We start from the raw sequence: 23,092 nt of genomic DNA on the forward strand, positions 1-23,092 counted from the left end.
TCGACCTTCTCAAGGTAGCCCCCATGTCTGACCGCAGCGCCCGCCATCAAGCCTTTCTCACTGCTCTGAAACAGCGGATCCTGATCCTCGATGGCGGCATGGGCACCATGATCCAGAGCTACAGGCTCGAAGAACAGGATTACCGCGGCAAGCGTTTCGCCGACTGGCCCAGCGATGTCAAAGGCAACAACGACCTGTTGATCCTGACCCGCCCTGACGTGATCGGCGCCATTGAGAAGGCTTATCTGGATGCCGGTGCCGACATCCTCGAAACCAACACATTCAACGCCACCCAGGTGTCTCAGGCCGATTACGGCATGGAATCGATCGTCTACGAGCTGAACGTCGAAGGCGCACGCCTGGCGCGCAAGGTCGCAGACGCCAAGACACTGGAAACCCCGGACAAGCCGCGTTTCGTGGCGGGTGTGCTGGGCCCTACCAGCCGCACCTGTTCGCTGTCGCCGGACGTCAACAACCCCGGCTATCGCAATGTGACCTTTGACGAACTGGTCGAGAACTACACCGAAGCGACCAAGGGGCTGATCGAGGGCGGTGCCGACCTGATCCTGATCGAGACCATTTTCGACACACTCAACGCCAAGGCGGCGATCTTTGCCGTACAGGGTGTATTCGAAGAAGTGGGCTTTGAACTGCCAATCATGATCTCCGGAACCATCACCGATGCCTCGGGGCGCACCCTGTCCGGCCAGACCACCGAAGCGTTCTGGAACTCGATCAGTCATGCCAAACCGATCTCGGTCGGCCTGAACTGCGCACTGGGCGCGAGCGAACTGCGCCCCTACCTGCAAGAGCTGGCCAATAAAGCCAACACCCATGTGTCCGCGCACCCCAACGCCGGCTTGCCGAATGCATTTGGCGAATACGACGAACTGCCGAGCCAGACGGCGAAGATCATCGAAGAGTTCGCCCAGAGCGGCTTCCTGAACATCGTCGGCGGCTGCTGCGGTACCACCCCGGCGCACATCAAGGCGATTGCCGAGGCGGTTTCCGGTTACGCGCCGCGGGAAATTCCGGACATCCCCAAGGCCTGCCGCCTGTCGGGCCTCGAGCCGTTCACCATCGATCGCCAGTCGCTGTTCGTCAACGTCGGCGAGCGTACCAACATCACCGGCTCTGCCCGCTTCGCCCGCCTGATCCGTGAAGACAACTACACCGAAGCCCTGGAAGTCGCCCTGCAGCAGGTCGAAGCCGGCGCCCAGGTGATCGATATCAACATGGACGAAGGGATGCTCGACTCGAAGAAGGCCATGGTGACCTTCCTCAACCTCATCGCAGGCGAGCCGGACATCTCCCGCGTACCGATCATGATCGACTCCTCGAAGTGGGAAGTGATCGAGGCCGGCCTCAAGTGCATCCAGGGCAAGGGCATCGTCAACTCCATCAGCATGAAGGAAGGCGTCGAGCAGTTCATTCATCACGCGCGACTGTGCAAGCGATACGGCGCGGCCGTGGTGGTCATGGCTTTCGACGAACAGGGTCAGGCCGATACCGAGGCGCGCAAGAAGGAAATCTGCAAGCGCTCCTACGACATTCTGGTCAACGAAGTGGGTTTCCCGCCGGAAGACATCATCTTCGACCCGAACATCTTCGCCATCGCCACCGGTATCGAAGAACACAACAACTACGCCGTGGACTTCATCAACGCCTGCGCCTACATCCGTGACGAGCTGCCGTATGCGCTGACCTCGGGTGGCGTGTCCAACGTGTCGTTCTCGTTCCGTGGCAACAACCCGGTGCGTGAAGCGATTCACTCGGTGTTCCTGCTGCATGCAATCCGCAATGGCCTGAGCATGGGCATCGTCAACGCCGGGCAGCTGGAAATCTACGACCAGATTCCCGCTGAACTGCGTGACTGCGTCGAAGACGTAGTGCTCAACCGCAATCCCGAGGGCACGGATGCGTTGCTGGCAATTGCCGACAAGTTCAAGGGTGATGGCAGCGTCAAGGAGGCCGAAACCGAGGAATGGCGCAGCTGGCCGGTCAATCAGCGTCTGGAACACGCGCTGGTCAAGGGCATCACCACGCACATCGTCCAGGACACCGAAGAGTCGCGCCTGGCATTCACCCGCCCTATCGAAGTGATCGAGGGCCCGCTGATGGCGGGCATGAACGTGGTCGGTGACCTGTTTGGCGCAGGCAAGATGTTCCTGCCTCAGGTGGTCAAGTCCGCGCGCGTGATGAAGCAGGCAGTGGCGCACCTGATTCCGTTCATCGAGCTGGAAAAGGGCGACAAGCCCGAAGCCAAGGGCAAAATCCTGATGGCGACCGTCAAGGGCGACGTACATGACATCGGCAAGAACATCGTCGGCGTAGTACTGGGCTGTAACGGCTACGACATTGTCGACCTGGGCGTGATGGTGCCTGCAGAGAAAATCCTGCAAGTGGCCCGCGACGAGAAATGCGACATCATCGGCCTGTCCGGCCTGATCACGCCGTCACTGGACGAAATGGTCCATGTCGCCAGAGAGATGCAGCGCCAGGACTTCCACCTGCCATTGATGATCGGCGGCGCGACCACGTCCAAGGCGCACACGGCGGTGAAGATCGAGCCTAAATACAGCAATGACGCAGTAATCTACGTCACCGATGCTTCCCGAGCGGTCGGCGTCGCGACCCAGTTGCTGTCGAAAGAGCTGAAGCCGGCCTTTATTGAAAAGACCCGACTCGAATACGTCGAAGTGCGTGAGCGCACCTCGGCACGCAGCGCGCGCACCGAACGCCTGAGCTACGGTGCTGCGGTGGCCAAAAAGCCGCAGTTCGACTGGGAAAACTACACCCCTGCCCAACCGACGTTCACCGGCACCCGGGTGCTGCAGGATATCGATCTGAACGTGCTGGCCGAGTACATCGACTGGACGCCGTTCTTCATTTCCTGGGATCTGGCTGGCAAGTTCCCGCGCATCCTCACCGACGAAGTGGTCGGTGAAGCGGCCACTGCGCTGTATGCTGACGCCACGCAGATGCTGCGCAAGCTGATCGACGAGAAGCTGATCAGCGCCCGCGCGGTATTCGGCTTCTGGCCAGCCAATCAGATCAATGACGATGATCTGGAAGTCTATGGCGACGACGGCAAGCCGCTGGCCAGGCTGCATCACCTGCGCCAGCAGACCATCAAGCCCGACGGCAAGCCGAACTTCTCGCTGGCCGACTTCGTTGCACCAAAGGACAGCGGCCTGACCGACTACATCGGCGGGTTCATCGCCACTGCCGGCATCGGCGCCGAGGAAGTCGCCAAGGCTTATCAGGACAATGGCGACGATTACAACTCGATCATGGTCAAGGCGCTTGCCGATCGTCTCGCCGAAGCCTGCGCCGAGTGGCTGCACCAGCAGGTGCGCAAGGAATACTGGGGTTATGCGCAGGACGAAGCGCTGGACAACGAAGCACTGATCAAGGAGCAATACATGGGCATCCGCCCGGCGCCGGGCTACCCGGCCTGCCCCGATCACACGGAAAAGGGCACCCTGTTCGCCCTGCTCGATCCACTGCCGGAAGGCAGCGCCGAACATACCGCAGGCAAGAGCGGCGTGTTCCTGACCGAGCACTATGCGATGTTCCCGGCTGCAGCGGTCAGCGGCTGGTATTTCGCCCACCCCCAGGCGCAGTATTTTGCAGTGGGCAAGGTCGACAAGGATCAGGTCGAAAGCTACACCGCCCGCAAGGGTCAGGACCTGAGTGTCACCGAACGCTGGCTGGCACCCAACCTGGGCTACGACGAGTAACGCCTGACCGGTTATCTGCCGCCTGAGTGGTCAGGCGGCAACATGCCTTTCAGCGAAAATGGCGACGCTTCGCCAGAAGTTTCCATATTGAATGCCTGGATATCGAGCCGGTAATGCTCGTCCCGGGCGGCATCCAGAAAGCGCTGCGCATCCTGTGGCTCGACCACGTGAATCACATCAATGATTCGTGTGCCGATCTGTTGCCGGGCCTGCCATTGAGCAGTGTCATAGTGGTGCAAGAGAATGATGGCCCACCCGCCCAGGGTGAAATGCCCTGAAGCCACGACACTCAGGCTGCCATTGAGCTGAGCCCGCAGTGAAAGCGACGTGCCGTTGATCGCACTGAACAGCACGTCCTGCCCCGGCTTGCCGCCGCTCTCGCGCAATGCATCCATCGCACCGAACGCCATTTGCTCGTTGGCAGCCCACACCAGGCGTGTCTGCGGATAGCGCTTGAACAGCACGCGCGCCTGCTCGAGCGCGCGATCACGGCGCCAGCCACCCAGCGCAATCTGCCGTAGATGCACCTCTGGGTGCTCTGACAAGGCACGCAGCATGCCTTTTTCACGCAGCAGGGAAACGGGCGTGGTGTTGGTCCCGGAAAACGCGAGCATGTCGATGACCTGACCGTCTGCGCCAGGCGCCGCGAGACTGATAAGCCGCTTTGCCGTCAGGTAGCCGCCCTGTTCATCGTTGCCCACCAGGCTGCCGATGAAGTCCGGATAACGCGATGGCAGATCACCGAGAATCCGAATCTGGTCCTCGGTCAGCGTATTGTTGACGGCAAACAGCTTGACCCCGCTGCCCACGGACATACGCAGGACTTCAGGGGCGATATTCAACTCATTGGAAAACAACAGGTAATCCGGGCGCTCATCCCCTTGCAGCGCCGCTCGCGCCAGATCGAGCAACTTGCGAGTGTCGCGCTCGGTATAGAGTATTTTCAGTGACATGCCGGTGGTGTCGGCAGCCGTCTGCATGACCCGGGAGTAACTCTGCCAATAGCCATCGGATGGTGCGCCGGGGTTCAGAAATACCACTGAGGCGGCATGTGTCGCCCCGCCCCAGAGACAACTGCACAGTAACAGCCAGCCAGCATGTAACGCCTTCATATCAACGAACCTTGAAGCAGCAGGGATTTAGCACTACGAGCGTGTTATCGGCTGCGGCAGCAAGGTTCTGGAGACTCCGGCAGATTCTTTATCAGCCCTTCACTGGCTGCTGGCCCAGAACATCGCTGCGCCTACCGCCAGAATGACAATGAATAAAATGGCCCAGGTGTCCACGGATCTGCCTGGCTTGGCTACTTTCGGGTGCTTGCTCATCGCATCGCCTCTTGTCGGTCTTGTGGGTGATTGCACATGAATAGGAGTGTTCCGACACCTGCTCGGCATCGGTCAACGTTCAGTTAAGTCGAGTCTTGCCCACACGGCAAGCAGGGATATGCACGGACGCGGTTTTGCTTATCGCTTTTAGTGATTTGCATATATATAAACATCACTTTTATCGATAACTGCAAACTGCTATCGTCGCCTTCGCTCCCCAGGGAGTGCGCGGCCGTGCGCGCAGAATTGACCAGATGAAGCAGGAAACAACGAGCAGCGGGCTTTTTCCAGACTGACGCCACTGCCCTGCTTCATGACGAAGCCTGAGAACAGGACCTATATGTACGTATACGACGATTACGATCAGAAGATCATCGAGGACCGCGTCAAGCAGTTCCGGGATCAGACCCGACGCTACCTGGCCGGGGAACTGAGCGAAGAAGAGTTTCGACCGTTGCGCCTGCAAAACGGTCTTTATGTTCAGCGCTTCGCGCCCATGCTGCGCGTGGCCGTTCCATACGGTCAGCTGACCTCGCGCCAGGCGCGCATGATGGCGAAAATCGCGCGCGACTATGATAAAGGCTACGCGCACATCAGTACCCGCCAGAACGTACAGTTCAACTGGCCTGCGCTTGAAGATGTTCCCGATATTCTCGCTGAACTGGCGACCGTGCAGATGCACGCTATCCAGACCAGTGGCAACTGCCTGCGCAACGTCACCACCGACCAGTTTGCCGGTGTGGCGGCAGACGAACTGGTAGACCCGCGCCCATGGTGCGAGATCGTCCGTCAGTGGACCACTTTCCACCCCGAATTCGCTTACCTGCCGCGCAAGTTCAAGATCGCGATCAACGGCTCGACCAGTGACCGTGCAGCCATCGAAGTGCATGACATAGGCCTCGAGCCATTGCGCAACGAAGCGGGCGAACTGGGCTTCCGTGTTCTGGTGGGTGGCGGCCTTGGCCGTACTCCTGTCGTCGGTGCCTTCATCAATGAGTTCCTGCCGTGGCAGGACCTGCTGAGCTACCTCGACGCCATCCTGCGGGTTTACAACCGCTATGGCCGTCGCGACAACAAGTACAAGGCGCGAATCAAGATTCTGGTCAAGGCGCTGACCCCTGAAGTGTTCGCCGCCAAGGTCGACGCTGAAATGGCGCACCTGCGTGGCGGTCAGACCACCTTGACCGAAGCCGAAGTGCAGCGCGTTTCCCGCCACTTCGTCGACCCGCAATACAAGACCCTCAGCGATCAGCACGCCGAACTGGCAGCGCTGGACGCTCAGCACCCCGGCTTCGCTCGCTGGCGTCAACGCAATGTGCTGGCGCACAAGAAGCCCGGCTACATTGCCGTGACCCTGTCGCTCAAGCCAACCGGCGTCGCCCCGGGCGATGTGACCGACAAGCAACTGGACGCCATTGCCGACCTGGCCGATCGCTACAGCTTCGGTCAACTGCGCACTTCTCACGAGCAGAACATTATTCTTGCCGATGTCGAGCAGAGTGAGCTGTTCACGCTGTGGAACGAGCTGCGCGACAATGGTTTCGCCACGCCGAACATTGGCCTTCTGACCGACATCATCTGCTGCCCGGGCGGTGATTTCTGCTCGCTGGCCAATGCCAAGTCGATCCCGATCGCCGAATCCATCCAGCGTCGTTTCGACGATCTGGACTACCTGTTCGATATCGGCGAGCTGGACCTGAATATCTCCGGCTGCATGAACGCCTGCGGCCACCACCATGTCGGCCATATCGGCGTGCTGGGCGTGGATAAGAAAGGTGAAGAGTTTTATCAGGTCTCGCTCGGCGGCAGTGCCAGCCGTGATGCGAGCCTGGGCAAGATTCTCGGCCCTTCCTTTGCCCAGGAGGCGATGCCGGACGTGATCGAGAAGCTGATCGACGTCTACGTTGAAAAACGGACTGAAGACGAGCGTTTCATCGACACCTACCAACGTATTGGCATTGACCCTTTCAAGGAGCGCGTCTATGCAGCGAATCATTAAGAACAACGAAGTCATCGATGAAACCTGGCATCTGCTGCCCAAGGATACTGCCTTTGACAGCCTGTCGAACTGCGACGACCTGATCGTGCCGCTGGCGCTGTGGCGCGAACACGCGCATTCGCTGAAGGCACGTGACGGCGGTCTGGGTGTGTGGCTGGACAGCGATGAGGAAGCCGAGGAGATCGGCGAGGACGTCGACCAGTTTCAGGTCATCGCCTTGAATTTCCCGGCATTCACTGACGGCCGCAGCTTTTCGAATGCGCGCCTGTTGCGTGATCGTTTTGGCTACAAGGGTGAATTGCGCGCCATCGGCGACGTGTTGCGTGATCAGTTGTTTTACATGCGCCGCTGTGGCTTCGATGCGTTTGCGGTGCGTGCCGACAAGGATCCATACGAGGCGCTGGAAGGCCTGAAGGACTTCTCGGTCACCTATCAGGCCGCGACCGACGAGCCGCTGCCGCTGTTCCGCCGCCGCTGATTCAGGCGACGTTGAGTCATCGCCCCGGTGTTCACCTAAGATGACTATCGTTCCCACGCTCCAGCGTGGGAGCGCAGTTCTGGACGCTTTGCGTCCTCGTTTGTGGCGCTGCGCGCCACAAAAGGGTTCTTCGATGCCAGGTAGATTCAGATAAGACTCAAGCCCCCTTTTCGCCTCTCGGCGCCCTACTTTGAGGGACCAAAGTAGGCAAAGTCCTCGCTCCTGTTTCCGGCCCGACTTCGTCGGGTTCCTTCGCCCTGTCACTAACGTCGCACTCTGCGTCGTCAGTGCCATCGTGGTTGAAAAGCACTTTAAAGCAAGTGGCTAAAGCACGGCTTAGATACTAATGACGGTCGTGCCGACGCTCCGCGTCGGCATGCAGTTCGTGACGCTCTGCGTCACACAGCGGCTCTGTGATATCGGGTAACTTGAGGCTCGACTCAGGCCACCTTGCCATCCACACCTACCAGAACCGCTGCTGAGTCAAACGTCCCCACCACTTGGTAGCCAGTTGATCCGCTGAGGTGGCTGCCGCCATCCCCATGCGCTCTTGCAGGCTCTTGCGTTGCACGTAGTGCAGGTGGAACACGTCGGCATCCTTGGCGCGCTCGGCCAGGTACTCGTCGCTGGTCTTGAGTTCATCGACCAGCAGCTTGTCGACCGCCGCCATGCCCAGCCATACCTCGCCAGTCGCCACTTCGTCGATGGACAGTTGCGGGCGGTAGCTGGCAACGAAGTTCTTGAACAGGTCGTGGGTGATGTCCAGGTCCTGCTGGAATTTCTCGCGGCCCTTCTCGGTGTTTTCGCCAAACACGGTCAGGGTGCGCTTGTATTCACCCGCGGTCAGCACTTCGAAATCGATGTCGTGCTTCTTCAACAGGCGATTGACGTTGGGCAGTTGTGCCACCACACCAATGGACCCGAGGATGGCGAACGGTGCGCTGATGATCTTGTTGCCTATGCACGCCATCATGTAGCCGCCGCTGGCCGCGACCTTGTCGATGCACACGGTCAGCGGGATGCCCGCCTGACGAATGCGTGCCAGTTGCGAGGACGCCAGGCCGTAGCTGTGGACCATGCCGCCGCCGCTTTCCAGGCGCAGGACCACTTCATCCTTGTCGGTGGCCAGGGTCAGCAACGCGGTGATTTCATGACGCATGCTTTCAGTGGCCGATGCCTTGATGTCACCGTCGAAATCCAGCACGTAGACGCGGGCCTTGGGCTCGGCCTGCTTTTTCTCTTTCTTCAGCGCCTTGCCCTGCTCCTTGCGCAGCGTCTTGAGGCGCTCCTTGTCGAGCAATGATTGCTCAAGCCGTTCGCGCAGGCCCTTGTAGAAATCATTGAGCCGGGTGACCTGCAATTGACCGGAAGACTTGCGACGGCCTTTGCCACGCATGGACGCAATGGCAACCAGTACCACAACGATGGCGATCACCAGCGTCACGGTCTTGGCCAGAAAACTTGCGTAATCGACAACGAAATCCACGAATATCCCTCATTAGTGTCAGGCCCTTACCAATCAAGGGCTGTGATGAATGCAGCATACCGACGCCCTGTGCAGTGCACCAGCCAATGACCCGTTACAAACCATTAAAACGATGATTTCAAACGAGCGTATGTTTTTTCATTGACAGTCCCCCGGCATCCCTCATAACCTCGGCGAACCTTCAACATACCGAGAAGAAACGGACGTGGGCAGCATCTACCTGATACGACATGGCCAGGCCTCATTTGGTGCAGACAATTACGACGTGCTGTCGCCCGTGGGTATTCGTCAGTCTCAGGTATTGGGTGCCTACCTTGCCGAGCAGGGCCTGAGCTTCGATCGCTGCGTGTCCGGTGAACTCATGCGCCAGAAAGACACCGCCCAGCATGTACTGGGCCAGTACACCGAAGCAGGCCTCGATACGCCTGCCGTGCAGCTGGACAGCGCGTTCGATGAATTCGATGCCGAAGGCGTGATCAAGGCGTTGATACCGGCGATGCTCGAAGACGAACCACAGGCGCTGGATATTCTGCGCGACGTTGCCGCAAACCCTGCAGGGTTCCAGCGCCTGTTCAACCTGATTACCGGGCGCTGGCTGAGTGGCAATCACGACACACCGGGCCTGCAAAGCTGGCAGGCGTTCGTGGCCCGCGTCGAAGCAGGCCTGAAGCGGATTCTCCAGGCTGCCGGCCCGCATGAGCGTATCGCGGTATTCACCTCCGGAGGCACCATTACTGCCCTGCTGCATCTTGTTACCGGAATGCCTGCATTGAAGGCACTGGAGCTTCACTGGCACATCGTCAATACGTCGTTGCATCAGCTTAAATTCAAAGGCAACGACGTGACCCTGGCTTCCTTCAACGGTTACACACATTTGCAACTGCTGAAGGCGCCGGAGCTCATCACCTATCGCTGAGCCCGGCCAATCGCGTCCTGTCGGACGCTGGCACTCACTCTAAAAGGATCACCTCATGACCTCAGTAGCAGACGCCGTACAGACAATGAAAGACAAGTTCAACCCAGCTGCTGCTGCCGGTCTGGACCTGGTCTTCGGCTTCAACATCACCGACGAAGATAAACACTACGCGCTGATCGTCAAGGACAGCACCTGCCAACTGGAGGAAGGCGAAAACCCTGACGCCAACGTGACCCTGGTCATGGACAGCCAGACCCTCAAGGGCATCGTCAGCGGCGAGACCGATGGCATGCAGGCGTTCATGGGTGGCAAGCTGCGTGCCGAAGGCGACATGATGCTGGCCATGAAGCTCAGCGAACTGTTCCCGGTATAAACCTGCCGCACACGGCAGACTGGACTACCTGAGACCGAAGCCCCGCCGGCTTCGGTTTTTTTATGCACGCACCTTTCTGTAAAACAGCGATCAGAGCTACTGATTGCCCGGCAACACGCTAGCCTATAAAGCGCCCATGCGCTTGATCGCGGATTGGACGATCATTAGATTAGTCAATAGTTTGCGCTGACCATAATAAACACAAGGGATACGTATGGCACTGACTGACCAGTCCACCGAGGTTCGCAGCGGCGAAGAACTGGACGCCTTCCGAATCGACGCGTATTTGAAGGCGCACATGGCGGATCTTCACGGCACGCCGGCGATCAGTCAGTTTCCGGGCGGTGCATCGAACCTGACCTATCTGCTTCAGTACCCTGAGCGGGAACTGGTACTGCGTCGTCCACCCTTCGGACACAAGGCGCGTTCGGCCCATGACATGGGCCGCGAGTACCGTATTCTCAATCAGCTCAAGGAAGCCTTCCCCTACTGTCCCGAGGCTTATCTGCACTGTACGGACGAGTCACTGATCGGCTCGGAGTTCTACGTCATGCAGCGCGTCAAAGGGGTTATCCTGCGCTCCGACCTGCCGCCGGAACTGGCGCTGTATGCCCGACAGACCGAACAGCTGTGCAAAAACTTCATCGACAAACTGGTAGACCTGCATCGCGTCGATTATCAGGCCTGTGGCCTGGGTGACCTCGGCAAGCCGCAAGGCTATGTGCAACGGCAGATTTCCGGCTGGTGCGAGCGCTATGAGAAAGCACTGACCCCGGACGCTCCGGCATGGGAGCAGGTCAAGCGCTGGCTGGTCGCCAAAATGCCTGCCGACTCCCCCACCTCGAGCATCGTGCACAACGACTACCGTTTCGACAATGTGATCCTCGACCCCGCCAACCCGATGCACATCATCGGCGTGCTGGACTGGGAGCTGACCACGCTCGGCGATCCGCTCATGGACCTGGGCAACACCCTCGCCTACTGGATACAGGCCGACGATCCGGCTCCGGTGCAACTGATGCGCCGCCAGCCGAGCAATGCGCCGGGGATGCTGACCCGCCAGGCTTTTGTCGACTATTACGCCGAGCGCGCCGGCGTGCGCATCGACAATTTCGATTTCTACTACACCTACGGCCTGTTCCGTCTGGCCGGTATCGTGCAGCAGATCTATTACCGCTTTTTCCATGGCCAGACCCAGGACAAGCGCTTTGCCCAATTCATTCACATGAACAGGCTGCTGGAGCAGATGAGCCTGAGCGTGATCGAAAAATCCAGCCTCTGACCGCCAGCGCCAAGACAAGGAAATGACATGTCCAGAACCCAGCTCTTCGACCTTGATGGCAAGGTTGCCTTCGTTTCAGGTGCCAGCCGAGGAATCGGTGAAGCCATTGCCCGGCTACTGGCCCAGCAAGGCGCGCACGTTATCGTCTCGAGTCGCCGACTCGAGGGTTGCCAGGCGGTAGCGGACGCCATCGTCAGCGAGGGTGGCAAGGCAACAGCCATTGCCTGCCACATCGGTGAGCTGGAACAGATAACCCATGCATTTACGCAGATTCGTCAGCAGTTCGGGCGCTTGGATGTATTGGTCAACAACGCCGCCACCAATCCGCAGTTCTGCAACGTGCTGGATACGGATCCCGGGGCCTTCCAGAAGACCGTCGACGTCAATATTCGCGGTTACTTTTTCATGTCCGTGGAAGCTGGCAAGCTGATGCGCGAAAACGGCGGCGGCAGCATCATCAACGTGGCGTCCATCAACGCGGTATCGCCGGGCGCCTATCAAGGCGTCTATTCGATGACCAAGGCAGCCGTGGTCAACATGACCAAGGTGTTTGCCAAGGAGTGCGCTGAGTTCGGCATCCGTTGCAACGCCCTGCTTCCCGGTTTGACCGACACCAAGTTCGCATCGGCACTGGTCAAGAATGACGCGATCCTCAACATGGCGCTGTCGCAGATCCCGCTGAAACGCGTTGCCGCTCCCAGCGAGATGGCCGGCGCGGTGCTTTACCTTGCCAGCGAGGCCTCCAGCTATACCACTGGCGTCGCACTGAACGTCGACGGCGGCTTTTTATCCTGAAGCCCCACCTGGCCCGCAGAAAAAAAGAAAATGAATTAATTTTCCAAAATTAAAATAATTGGAATATATTTTCCGCATAACAACAATCCTTTTTGGAGAATGTCATGCGGGAATCCTTTTCCACATCGCCTGCGCAACTGGGTATCGGACTGATCGGCACCGGCTTCATGGGCCGCGCTCATGCGCTGGCGTTTGGCAACGCCAACGCTGCGCTTGACCTGCCTGCACGTATACGACTCTCCGCGCTGGCGGACGCCGACAGTGCACGCGCCGAGCGATGCGCAAGCGCCTGGGGCTTCGACCGCAGCCACGCTGACTGGCAGCAATTGATCAATGATCCGCACGTACAGATCGTGGCGATTACTACCCCCAATCACCTGCACTTCCCCATGGCCATGGCCGCCATCGCCGCAGGCAAGGCGGTGTATTGCGAAAAACCGCTGGCCGTGAATCTCGCCCAGGCCGATGAAATGCGCCGCAGTGCCAAGGCTGCGGGTGTCGTCACCCAGGTTGGCTACAACTACCAGCACAACCCGATGATCGGACTCGCCAGGGCAATGATCGAAGCCGGCGAACTGGGCGAGATCGTCAGCTTTCAGGGTGAGTTCAGCGAGGATTTCATGGGCGATCCGGCGTCCCCCTGGTCGTGGCGCTGTGAAGCGGCGCACGCGGGCGGTGCGCTGGCAGATCTGGGCAGCCACTTGCTGGCGATGGCGCGTCATTTGCTGGGCGACATCGAATCAGTCTGCGCCGACTCCAGCACCGTGCACCGTGAACGCCCGGCGAACAGCGGCAGCCAACAGATGCGCGCCATTGCAGTGGACGATCAGACCCACGCGCTACTGCGCTTTGCCAGTGGTGCGCGCGGGACGTTCAGCAGCAGCTGGCTCAAACACGGCTACAAAAACCACCTGAGTTTCGAGATCAGCGGCACCAAGGGCACGCTGGCGTTCGATCAAGAGCGGCTCAACGAGCTGCACCTCTACCGCACAGGCACAGCCGGACGCGATGGTTTTCAGCGACTGCTGGCCGGCCCTGCACAACCGGGTTACGCCGCGTTCTGCCCGGCCCCTGGTCACCAGTTGGGTTACAACGAGCTCAAGGCGCTCGAAGTACAAGCGCTCATCCAGGCCGTATGCGGTCAGCACAGGCGTGGCCCGGACTTCGAGGAAGCGTGGCAGATCGAGCGCCTGGCGACGGCCATTCGCGTGGCCGCAGCCGAGCAGCGCTGGGTCGCGCTCGCCGACATCTGACTTCCTGCAAGCGTTGCACAAGGGGTAGAATGAGCCACGTTCGGGCAGCCATTCTGCCCCCTTGCCGTCCTCGCCATAAGCCCCCTGCCACCATGCCCTTTGAACTCAGCGTCGACCTGACCACCCTCGCCATTCTTGCCGTGGTTGCTTTCATAGCGGGATTCATAGACGCCATCGCCGGTGGCGGCGGACTGCTGACCACCCCGGCGCTGATGACCGCCGGCCTGCCGCCGCATCTGGTGCTGGGCACCAACAAGCTCAGTTCGACCTTTGGTTCAGCGACGGCCAGCTTCACCTTCTACCGTCGCAAACTGTTCGATCCGCGCCAATGGCTGCATGCCGTGGTCGGCACTGCGATCGGTGCCGCGCTAGGCGCTGTGATTGCCCATTACCTGCCAGCCGAATGGCTGAACCAGATGTTGCCGGTGATCGTGTTCGGTTGCGGACTGTATTTGTTGTTTGGCGGCACGCCCAAGGCCCCTCTGGACAGCAACGCACCGATCAAAAGGAAATGGCAGCTTCCCCAGGGAGTGAGCCTGGGTTTCTACGACGGTGTTGCCGGACCGGGTACCGGCGCGTTCTGGACAGTCAGCACCCTGCTGCTCTACCCGGTTGATCTGGTCAAGGCCAGCGGCGTGGCGCGCAGCATGAACTTCGTCAGCAATGCCGTGGCGCTCTCGGTATTCATGTTTTCCGGCCAGGTGGATTACATCATCGGCCTGAGCATGGGCCTTGCGGTGATGCTCGGTGCCTACTTCGGTGCAGGCACCGCGATCAAGGGCGGTGCCAAATTCATCCGCCCGGTGTTCATCACCGTGGTTCTGGGCCTGACCGTGCGCCTAGCCTGGCAACACTGGTTCGGGGGCGCCTGAGCGCTCGGCCAGATACGCCTCGATCAGGTAGCAGGCAATCGACCGATTGGCCGGCAACGGCGGCAGGTCATCGACATGAAACCAGCGTGCGTCTTCAATCTCTTCTGCCTGGGGCACGATTTCACCGCTTTCGTATTCGGCATGGAACCCGAGCATCATCGAGTGCGGGAACGGCCAGCACTGGCTGCCGCGGTACTTCAGGTTCTTGATACGCACCTGCACCTCTTCCATCACCTCGCGATGCACGCAGTCTTCGGCAGATTCACCCGGCTCCACGAACCCGGCCAGTGCGCTGTACATACCGGTGACGAACCGCGGTGAGCGCGCCAGCAGGATTTCATCGCCACGGGTGACCAGCACAATCATGCTGGGCGAAATACGCGGGTACAGCCGCAGGTTGTCATGCTCGCAGAACATCGCACGTTCGCCGCGAATCTGCACCGTCGCACGACCGCAGGCACCGCAGAAACGGTGTTCCCTGGCCCATGTGCTGACTTGCGCGGCGTAGCCGAGCATCTGGAAAACAGCGAAGTCGCCTTCCAGCATGAATTGACGCAAGCCTTGCCAGGCGCAGCCCTCGACGGCAACCGAGCGTTCGAGCACCAGAAGGTAGACAGGCTCACCCTCGAAATAGCCTATGCCGTGCTCACTCTGCACCGGCAGGTCCAGCCCGTTCAGCCAGCCTCTGGGGAACATCACCCCATTGGCATCCAGCAAAAAACCCTGATCACCCTGAACCACAGCCAAACCGCCAGGGGCCTCGACATCCAGAACTGCAGTTGTCCAACGCTCCGGGCGCGACATTATAAACTCCTTCGCTCAGACTCGAGCCTTGTCATGTATCAATTATCGAAGACCGGCTTCTGCTTGCTCATCTGCGCAGCCATCGCCAGCTTCAGGTCAGGTGATTGCAGCATGGCTGCGTTCCAGATGGCAACGTGTTCGAGGCCGTCTTCCACTCTGTGATCGCGCATGTAGCTGATCATTTGCTTGGTGCCTTCGATGGCGATGGGCGATTTGCCGGCTATTTCCCGAGCCACCGCCAGAACACCCTGCAACAGACCTTCAGTGTCCTCGAAGGTGCGATTGACCAACCCGATCCGTTGCGCCTCTTCAGCGCCGACGCTACGCCCGGTGTAGGCCAGTTCGCGCAGCACACCATCACCGATGATCCTCGGCAGGCGTTGCAGCGTGCCGACATCGGCGGCCATGCCCATGTCGATCTCGCGAATGGCGAACTGCGCGTCAGCCGCCGCATATCGCATGTCACACGCAGAAATCAGGTCGACGGCACCGCCCAGGCAGTAGCCTTGAATGGCGGCAAGAACCGGTTTGCGGCAATTGTCCACGGCCGTGAACGAGGCTTGCATGTCGCGGATCTTGCGCCGCAACAGACGGGCATTGCGCCCTGCATCCTTACCCAACTGGCTGGCGACCGAAGCCAGCAATGCCAGATCGATGCCAGACGAAAAGTGCTTGCCTGCACCGCTGAGCACCACAACGCGCACCTCGTCGGTACGCTCTATCCAGTCGAAGATGTCGATTATCTCCGTCCAGAACGACTCGTTCATCGCGTTGAGTTTTTCAGGCCGGTTGATTTGTACGTGAGCAACGCTGTCGCCCAGCTCGACCCGGAAACTTTGATAATCGGTCACGACGTGATCCCTCAAGCAGGTGGGTGTTCAGGCGCAGGACTATAACAACTGCAACAGACACATCGTAACCGGACTGAAGTGACATTTGCAGGACCCGAAAACTACCCGCCCGGCTATATTGGATATGGACGTTCCCCTCAAATAGGGGGAACGGTCGCAGTACCTGACGGTCCAGTAATGAGGCATTAACAAAACCTGTACGGTTATCAGAGGGCGATACTTGAATACGTCAAAAGCGGCAACCGGCATTGAAGGCCTGGATGACATCCTTGCAGGAGGTCTTTCACGCAGTCATGTGTTTCTTCTTGAGGGAGAACCCGGAACCGGCAAGACAACCGTGGCGCTGCATTTTCTGCAGGCCGGGGCGGCAGCGGGCGAAATCTCGTTGTATATCACTCTGTCCGAGACTGAAAGCGAGTTGCGCTCGGGTGCAGCCTCGCACGGATGGCAGCTCGACGAACATATCAATATCTTTGAACTGACACCGCCTGAAAGCCTGCTCGATGCGGATCATCATCAAAGCCTGCTCTACTCCTCTGACCTGGAGCTGGGTGAGGCGACGCGGCAGATATTCGAGGTGGTCGAGCGTGTCAAACCTACTCGCGTCGTCATCGACAGCCTCTCGGAAATCCGTCTTCTGGCGCAGAGTTCGTTGCGCTACAGGCGCCAGATTCTGGCGATCAAGCATTATTTCACCCGCTACAACGCGACAGTGCTGCTGCTCGATGACCTGACCACCGAGGCACTCGACAAGACCGTGCACAGCGTTGCCCACGGGGTGATTCGCCTTGAGGCACTGACACCTACTTACGGTGCCGAGCGCAGGCGTCTCAAAATCGTCAAGTACCGCGGACAGAAGTATCGCGGTGGTTTTCACGACTTCACCATTGCCGAGAATGGCATACACGTCTTTCCTCGCCTGGTAGCCGCCGAACACCGTTCCAACTACTCGCGCACTCAATTGAGCAGCGGAATCCAGGAGCTGGATAACCTGCTCGGAGGCGGCATCGAAGGTGGCTCCAGCACCCTGATTCTTGGCCCGGCCGGGACCGGGAAGTCGCTCATCTCGCTGGTTTTCGCCGTGCAGGCGGTCGCACGCGGTGAGCGCGTCGGTCTGTTCATATTCGATGAGGAAATGGGCCTGCTGTTCGAGCGCATGCTCAAGCTGGGGATCGACCTGCGTGCACTGCAGGAAACCGGCAATCTGGTGGTCGAGCAGATCGACGCCGCAGAGCTGTCCCCTGGCGAGTTCGCACACCGTGTGCGGCGTGCAGTCGATAAAAAGCAGATAAAGACCGTTGTCATCGACAGTATCAACGGTTACCAGGCTGCAATGCCTGAAGAAAGCGCGCTGGTTCTGCACATGCACGAGCTGCTGCTCTACCTCAATCGCCAGGGCGCCTCGACCTTCATGACCGTTGCGCAGCACGGACTGGTCGGCGATATGCGCTCGCCAGTAGACATCACCTACCTTGCCGACAGTGTAATTCTGTTGCGTTACTTTGAAGCATTGGGTCAGGTACGCCGTGCGATATCGGTCATCAAGAAACGCACCGGCACTCACGAGTCCACAATCCGTGAGTACCGCATCAGTTCCAGCGGATTGAAAATAGGTGAACCGCTGGAGGCCTTTCAGGGTGTACTGCGCGGTGTGCCGTCGTACATGGGCGACAAGAAACCGCTGCTTGAGGATGACGACCTGTGAGTACCCCAGGTCTGTTATCAGAGCGCGCGATCATTCTCGCCCCACGCGGGCGGGACAGTCAGATCGCCATGCGTATTCTCGACGAAGCAGGTTACCCCGCGACGATCGCCCGTGACGTGCCCGAACTGGTCAGAGAGCTGGGGGCCGGTGCCGGTCTGGCGATCATCGCCGACGAGGCACTGCGCAACACTGATATGACCCCATTGCTGGAGCTGCTTGGCCGTCAGCCGCCCTGGTCGGACTTGCCTATCGTCTTGCTGACCCACGGACCTGATCACAACCCCTCTGCGCGCATGGGTAATCTATTGGGCAACGTGACCTTTCTCGAACGCCCTTTCCATCCGGTGACGTTGGTGAGTCTGGTGATGACAGCGGTGCGCGGCCGTAGACGCCAGTATGAAGCTCGCGCGCGCATGGAGGATCTGCACGAAAGTGAAGGCCGCCTGCAGAATGCCCTGAAGGCCGGCAGGCTGGGCTCATGGGTTCTGGAAGCCGAATATCTCAAACTGACCTGTTCGGACATCACCAAAAGTCACTACGGCCGCGACGAGCAGAACACCTTCGGTTACGACGACTGGCTGGCCGCCGTTTATTTCGAAGACCAGCCCCGAATGCAATCGGCGTTGCAGCGCAGCCTGGATACCGGTGTCGATCTGATCATCGAATACCGGAATATCTGGCCGGACGGCTCACTCAACTGGGTGGATGTGCGCGCCCGTGCCACGCGCGGCAAGAACGGCCTGGTCGGCTCACTGGCGGGCGTGACATCCGACATCACCGAGCGCAAGCAGGCCGAGTCGCAATTGCGCCGCCTCAATGAAACGCTCGAGCAACAGGTTGAAGAGCGAACCTCGCAGCTACGTCACAAAGAGGAAATTCTGCGCCAGTCACAGAAAATGGAGGCAGTCGGCCAGTTGACCGGCGGGATTGCCCATGACTTCAACAACATGCTGACAGGGATCATCGGCAGCCTCGAGTTGATAAGACGCCGGCTGGCGCGCGGGCGTGTCGAGGACCTGAACGGCCTGATCGATCTGGGGGTCACCTCAGCAAACCGCGCCGCCGCCCTGACCCATCGTCTGCTGGCCTTCTCACGGCGTCAGTCGCTGGACTCCAAGCCGGTCGAAATGAATCATCTGGTCAACGCCATGGATGAACTGCTACAGCGCAGCGTTAACGAGAGCATTCATTTGCAGCTGCGCCTGGCACACGATCTGTGGACCGCAGAGGCCGACCCCAATCAGTTGGAGAGCGCCCTGCTCAATCTGGTACTCAACGCCCGCGACGCCATGCCTGACGGCGGCACGCTGGTGGTCGAGACCTTCAACCAGCAACTGGACAGATCCTTCACCAATGCCCATGAGAACCTGCTGCCGGGTGACTATGTCGTACTGAGCGTCAGCGACAATGGCTGTGGCATGCCAGAAACCGTCATCAGTCGAGCGTTCGACCCGTTCTTCACCACCAAACCCATCGGCCAGGGCACGGGGCTGGGTCTTTCGATGATCTACGGCTTCAGCAAGCAATCGCATGGCCACGTCCTGATCAAGAGCGAAGTCGGCGTCGGCACTACCGTACAACTGTTTCTGCCGCGCTTTCAGGGGCTGGCGGATGAGGCCGAGCAAAGCTTCCAGAGCAATGCCGTTTACGCCGAGAACGGCGAGACGGTACTGATCGTTGAGGACGACCCTGCCGTGCGCGCGCTGGTCAGTGAAGTGCTTGGCGAGCTGGGCTACACCTTTATCGAGGCTGGCGAGGCAGCGGACGCAGTACCCATACTGGAATCCGGACGGCGTATCGATCTATTGATCAGCGATGTAGGCCTGCCAGGCATGAACGGCAGGCAACTGGCGGAAATCGCGAGGCAACTGCGGCCGGAGCTCAAGGTGTTGTTCATCACCGGTTATGCAGAACATGCGGCGGTGCGCGGAGGCTTTCTGGACACAGGAATGCAATTGATCACCAAACCCTTTGCGTTCGATCACCTGACGTCAAAAGTACGGGAAATGATAGAAGCCTGAGCAAGACTCAGGCTTCAGGCAGCGCAGATTTATCGGATTGCCCGCTCACTCGTCGGGCAGGCAGGCCGCTCAAGCCAGTAGTTTCTGGATCTGGGTGTGCAGGGTGTCCATGGTGAAGGGCTTGGCGAGAATAGGCGCCTTCAGCGCGATGGGGCTGCCCGAATCGAGTATCTCTGCCGGGTAGCCGCTGATGAAAATCACCTTCAACTCGGGCCGCAGCATGATCGCAGGCTCGGCAATCTGTACGCCCGAGACGCCGCCCGGCAGCCGATAATCGGTGATCATCAGGTCGAGATGGGGTTTGGTCGCCAGAATCTCGAAAGCCTGCTCGCCGTTCTCGGCTTTCAGGACACGATAACCCTCACCCGACAGATAATCGGCCAGAAGCATCAGGATCAGGGGCTCGTCTTCGACGATTAGTACGACGTTTTCTGCATCAGCGCTCATTGAACTGCCTTTGATCTTATAAATAGCTGCCATTACGACCACGGCACGCGTGGGAGGTTGCGCCAACGTGTGATTAAACTTGATCGCCGGAGGCGGCGACCTTACAGAGGCAGACAGATACGAAACACCGAACCCTTGCCCTCTTCACTCTCCACTTCGATGCGACCGCCGTGAGCCATGACGATCTGATCGGAAATGAACAGCCCAAGACCCAGCCCGGCAACAGCGTGATTAGTCGACACCCGCTCGAACTGCTGGAAGATGCGCTTCTGGTTTTCGGCCGTAATGCCAATACCTTGATCCCTCACTTCAATGAAGGCCTCGCTGTCCTTGCTGTACACATGCACTTCTATCGGTTTTCGCGCGCCGTAGCGCAGCGCGTTCGTCAACAGGTTGGCAACCACCTGCTCAATGCGGAACTCATCCCAGACGCCTATTACCGGCTGCTCGGCGAACCGGGTGATCGTGGAATTGGCGGCGGCGATCTGCGCGGCAAAACTTTCCAGCAGTTGAGTGACCAGCTCGCTCAGGTCGAACGGACTCGGCCTGATCGACAGCTTACCGGTACGAATCCTCGATACATCGAGCATGTCTTCGATCAAGCGGATAAGGCTCTGAATCTGCCGCTCATCGCGATCGACCATGGCGCGTAGCTTTTCCATGGTAAACGCCGCTGCGTTGTCCTTGGCCAGGTGCAGCTTGCGCAGCTGGGTCTCCAGAATCAGGCCGTTGAGCGGCGTGCGTACCTCGTGAGAGACGATGGACATGAAGTCATCACGCATACGAATCGCATGCTCCAGCTCGCTCTGGGTCGACTGCAGACGCTTGAGCAAGGCCTCCTGCTCCTGGCGACTGCGCTCAAGTTCCTCGACCTGTATCTTCATGGCCTTGCGCTGCCGGTAAAGATCGACGAACACATTGACCTTGCTCTTCACCGCGTGAATATCCAGCGGCTTGTGCAGGAAGTCCACGGCACCGCTTTCATAACCCTTGAAGGCGTAATTCAGCTCGCGCCCGGCGGCACTGACGAAGACGATTGGAATGCTTTTGGTCTTTTCCGTGCTGCGCATCATCTCGGCCAGTTCGAAGCCGTTCATCCCGGGCATCTGCACGTCGAGGATGGCCATGGCGAATTCGTGCTGCAGCAGCAGTGACAGCGCCTCATCGGCAGACAGCGCCTTGTAGACGATTCGATCACCGCGCTTGATCAGCGCTTCGAGCGCCAGCAGGTTTTCCGGCAAATCATCGACGATAAGCAGTTTTGCCTGAATTTCACTTAACATGCGGTTCGTTCCAGCTCGACCAGCAAGCGGCCAATATCGTTCAGGGAAAGGAGGTAATCGGGCGAGTGCAGCGCCAGGCCAGCTTCAGGCATGGTAGAAGCCTGGGCCTGCGAGGGGTCCTGAATCACCGTGAAACCACCGTACGTCTTGATCTGCAGCAACCCGTTCGCACCGTCATTATTGGCACCGGTCAACAGCACCCCGGCCAGTCGCGACCCATAGGCATCAGCAGCCGAACCGAACAGAATGTCGATACTGGGCCTTGAATAAAACACTTTGTCCTCCTGACTCAACGACAGGGAAAAGTCGAACTCCACCGAGACGTGATAGCCCGCTGGCGCAACATACAAAGTGCCGGGCACTATGCTCTCCTTGTCGTCGGCTTCCTTGACCGGAATCGCCAGACGGTTCTGAAACACATTGGCCAACTGGCTATGCCGGTCATCAGGCAAATGCAGAACCATCAGGATAGGCAACGCAAAACCCTTGCGCAGGCCGCTGAATATTTTCAGCAAGGCTTCCACGCCGCCGGCCGATGCGCCCACCACAATGGCATCGACCACGGGCAACGAGTGACTCAAGGCGTCATCGCCAAACGTGGTTTTCATGATTTCCGGTAAATCCGCTCGGGTTTCACCAGCGCCTCGAAAGCGCCCCCGTACGCTGAGAATTCCAGCGTCTCCTTGCTGCCCAACGCCAGAAAACCACGATGACACAGCGAGTCATGAAACAGCCCGAACGCTCGATCCTGAAGCTTTTTGTTGAAATAAATCAGTACGTTACGACACGAAATAAACTGCGTTTCGGAGAATACACTATCTGTGGCCAGACTGTGATCGGCAAACGTGACGTTCTCGCACAGCGTCTTGTCGAAGATCGCGTAGTCATAGGCGGACGTGTAGTACTCGGCAAAATCGCGCTGCCCTCCCGCCTTTCGATAGTTCTCGGCGTAGGCCCGCACATTGTCCATGGAAAAGATGCCCTGCTTGGCCTTCTCCAGCGAGCTGGGATTGATATCGGTCGCGTAAATGATGGTTCGCTCCAGCAGCCCCTCTTCACGCAACAGAATAGCCGTGGAATAGACCTCCTCGCCCGTGCTGCAGCCGGCAATCCATACCTTGAGTGACGGGTAGGTACGCAGCACCGGTACGACCTCATTACGGATTGCCAGGAAGTGCGAGGGATCACGGAACATCTCACTGACCGGGATAGTGAGAATCTGCAGCAATTGCATGAACGCCGCAGGGTCGTGGATCACACGTTCCTGCAGCGCGGAAATGGTTGCACAATCGAACTGGCGCAACGCATGGATCACGCGGCGCTTGACCGAAGCGCCGGAGTAGTCACGAAAGTCGTAGCTGTACTGAAGGTAAATCGCCTCGATCAGCAGGCGCAACTCGATGTCCATGCTTCGATCAAGCTGCATGGTGCCGCCCGGGCTTGCCATTGCAGACGCCCC

Annotated in this window: 19 protein-coding genes; 11 read left to right on the forward strand and 8 right to left on the reverse strand. The window is 59.0% G+C overall.

Annotated elements, in window-relative coordinates:
* The first annotated feature begins 23 nt into the window (after nucleotides 1-23).
* Nucleotides 24-3,743: a methionine synthase gene (metH, locus tag ACW55A_RS05215; RefSeq protein ID WP_455808532.1), complete on the forward strand. Its 3,720-nt coding sequence runs from the start codon at nucleotides 24-26 to the stop codon at nucleotides 3,741-3,743.
* Between the two features lie 11 nt (nucleotides 3,744-3,754).
* Here metH and ACW55A_RS05220 read toward each other — a convergent pair whose 3' ends face one another.
* Nucleotides 3,755-4,855 (reverse strand): ABC transporter substrate-binding protein, encoded by a 1,101-nt coding sequence (locus ACW55A_RS05220; RefSeq protein ID WP_003434136.1) that lies wholly within the window; start codon nucleotides 4,853-4,855, stop codon nucleotides 3,755-3,757.
* Between the two features lie 553 nt (nucleotides 4,856-5,408).
* Here ACW55A_RS05220 and ACW55A_RS05225 point away from each other — a divergent pair.
* Together ACW55A_RS05225 and ACW55A_RS05230 are read left to right on the forward strand one after the other, a co-directional pair.
* Nucleotides 5,409-7,067 carry a nitrite/sulfite reductase gene (locus ACW55A_RS05225; protein ID WP_003369389.1) on the forward strand — a complete coding sequence of 553 codons (1,659 nt, stop codon included), beginning with the start codon at nucleotides 5,409-5,411 and terminating at the stop codon, nucleotides 7,065-7,067.
* Nucleotides 7,051-7,545: a DUF934 domain-containing protein gene (locus tag ACW55A_RS05230; protein ID WP_003369387.1), complete on the forward strand. Its 495-nt coding sequence runs from the start codon at nucleotides 7,051-7,053 to the stop codon at nucleotides 7,543-7,545. Before ACW55A_RS05225 ends, ACW55A_RS05230 begins: the two co-directional genes overlap by 17 nt.
* Nucleotides 7,546-8,008: 463 nt before the next feature.
* Here ACW55A_RS05230 and sohB read toward each other — a convergent pair whose 3' ends face one another.
* Complete coding sequence (sohB, locus tag ACW55A_RS05235) at nucleotides 8,009-9,031, reverse strand: protease SohB (RefSeq protein ID WP_003369385.1); 1,023 nt, start codon at nucleotides 9,029-9,031, stop codon at nucleotides 8,009-8,011.
* Nucleotides 9,032-9,236: 205 nt separating this feature from the next.
* Here sohB and ACW55A_RS05240 point away from each other — a divergent pair, with 205 nt between their 5' ends.
* The 6 genes from ACW55A_RS05240 to ACW55A_RS05265 all read left to right on the forward strand — a co-directional run bounded on the left by ACW55A_RS05240 (nucleotide 9,237) and on the right by ACW55A_RS05265 (nucleotide 14,522).
* Nucleotides 9,237-9,947: a histidine phosphatase family protein gene (locus tag ACW55A_RS05240; RefSeq protein ID WP_046719451.1), complete on the forward strand. Its 711-nt coding sequence runs from the start codon at nucleotides 9,237-9,239 to the stop codon at nucleotides 9,945-9,947.
* Nucleotides 9,948-10,002: 55 nt separating this feature from the next.
* Entirely contained in the window at nucleotides 10,003-10,320 is a 318-nt protein-coding gene (locus ACW55A_RS05245) for an SCP2 sterol-binding domain-containing protein (RefSeq protein ID WP_003369381.1), read from the forward strand.
* Between the two features lie 214 nt (nucleotides 10,321-10,534).
* Nucleotides 10,535-11,602 carry a phosphotransferase family protein gene (locus ACW55A_RS05250; RefSeq protein WP_455808533.1) on the forward strand — a complete coding sequence of 356 codons (1,068 nt, stop codon included), beginning with the start codon at nucleotides 10,535-10,537 and terminating at the stop codon, nucleotides 11,600-11,602.
* A 27-nt stretch (nucleotides 11,603-11,629) separates the two neighbouring features.
* Entirely contained in the window at nucleotides 11,630-12,397 is a 768-nt protein-coding gene (locus ACW55A_RS05255) for an SDR family oxidoreductase (RefSeq protein ID WP_003434139.1), read from the forward strand.
* A 104-nt stretch (nucleotides 12,398-12,501) separates the two neighbouring features.
* Nucleotides 12,502-13,650, forward strand: coding sequence for a Gfo/Idh/MocA family protein (locus ACW55A_RS05260; protein WP_455808535.1), 1,149 nt, complete (start codon nucleotides 12,502-12,504; stop codon nucleotides 13,648-13,650).
* Nucleotides 13,651-13,742: 92 nt separating this feature from the next.
* Entirely contained in the window at nucleotides 13,743-14,522 is a 780-nt protein-coding gene (locus tag ACW55A_RS05265; protein WP_003434141.1) for a TSUP family transporter, read from the forward strand.
* Here the strand turns inward: ACW55A_RS05265 and nudC are convergent.
* Together nudC and ACW55A_RS05275 are read right to left on the reverse strand one after the other, a co-directional pair.
* Nucleotides 14,490-15,326, reverse strand: coding sequence for an NAD(+) diphosphatase (gene nudC / locus ACW55A_RS05270; protein WP_455808536.1), 837 nt, complete (start codon nucleotides 15,324-15,326; stop codon nucleotides 14,490-14,492). The genes ACW55A_RS05265 and nudC overlap by 33 nt on opposite strands.
* A 38-nt stretch (nucleotides 15,327-15,364) precedes the next feature.
* Complete coding sequence (locus tag ACW55A_RS05275) at nucleotides 15,365-16,177, reverse strand: crotonase/enoyl-CoA hydratase family protein (RefSeq protein ID WP_060707708.1); 813 nt, start codon at nucleotides 16,175-16,177, stop codon at nucleotides 15,365-15,367.
* A 220-nt stretch (nucleotides 16,178-16,397) separates the two neighbouring features.
* Here ACW55A_RS05275 and ACW55A_RS05280 point away from each other — a divergent pair, with 220 nt between their 5' ends.
* Both ACW55A_RS05280 and ACW55A_RS05285 read left to right on the forward strand, forming a co-directional pair.
* Entirely contained in the window at nucleotides 16,398-17,882 is a 1,485-nt protein-coding gene (locus ACW55A_RS05280) for an ATPase domain-containing protein (RefSeq protein WP_032609592.1), read from the forward strand.
* Entirely contained in the window at nucleotides 17,879-19,903 is a 2,025-nt protein-coding gene (locus ACW55A_RS05285) for a response regulator (RefSeq protein WP_044308209.1), read from the forward strand. The genes ACW55A_RS05280 and ACW55A_RS05285 overlap by 4 nt, the downstream gene beginning before the upstream one ends.
* Nucleotides 19,904-19,972: 69 nt before the next feature.
* Here the strand turns inward: ACW55A_RS05285 and ACW55A_RS05290 are convergent, their stop codons facing one another.
* From ACW55A_RS05290 to ACW55A_RS05305, 4 genes are all read right to left on the reverse strand, one after another.
* Nucleotides 19,973-20,350 (reverse strand): response regulator, encoded by a 378-nt coding sequence (locus tag ACW55A_RS05290; RefSeq protein WP_003318062.1) that lies wholly within the window; start codon nucleotides 20,348-20,350, stop codon nucleotides 19,973-19,975.
* A 101-nt stretch (nucleotides 20,351-20,451) separates the two neighbouring features.
* Entirely contained in the window at nucleotides 20,452-21,633 is a 1,182-nt protein-coding gene (locus ACW55A_RS05295; protein ID WP_003434146.1) for a hybrid sensor histidine kinase/response regulator, read from the reverse strand.
* The gene (locus tag ACW55A_RS05300) at nucleotides 21,627-22,241 is read right to left on the reverse strand and encodes a chemotaxis protein CheB (RefSeq protein ID WP_455808539.1); all 615 of its coding nucleotides are present in this window, start codon (nucleotides 22,239-22,241) and stop codon (nucleotides 21,627-21,629) included. Before ACW55A_RS05300 ends, ACW55A_RS05295 begins: the two co-directional genes overlap by 7 nt.
* Nucleotides 22,238-23,059, reverse strand: coding sequence for a CheR family methyltransferase (locus ACW55A_RS05305; protein ID WP_046720287.1), 822 nt, complete (start codon nucleotides 23,057-23,059; stop codon nucleotides 22,238-22,240). Before ACW55A_RS05305 ends, ACW55A_RS05300 begins: the two co-directional genes overlap by 4 nt.
* Nucleotides 23,060-23,092 lie beyond the last annotated feature (33 nt).

The sequence above is a fragment of the Plantibacter cousiniae (nom. nud.) genome (genome assembly GCF_977070315.1).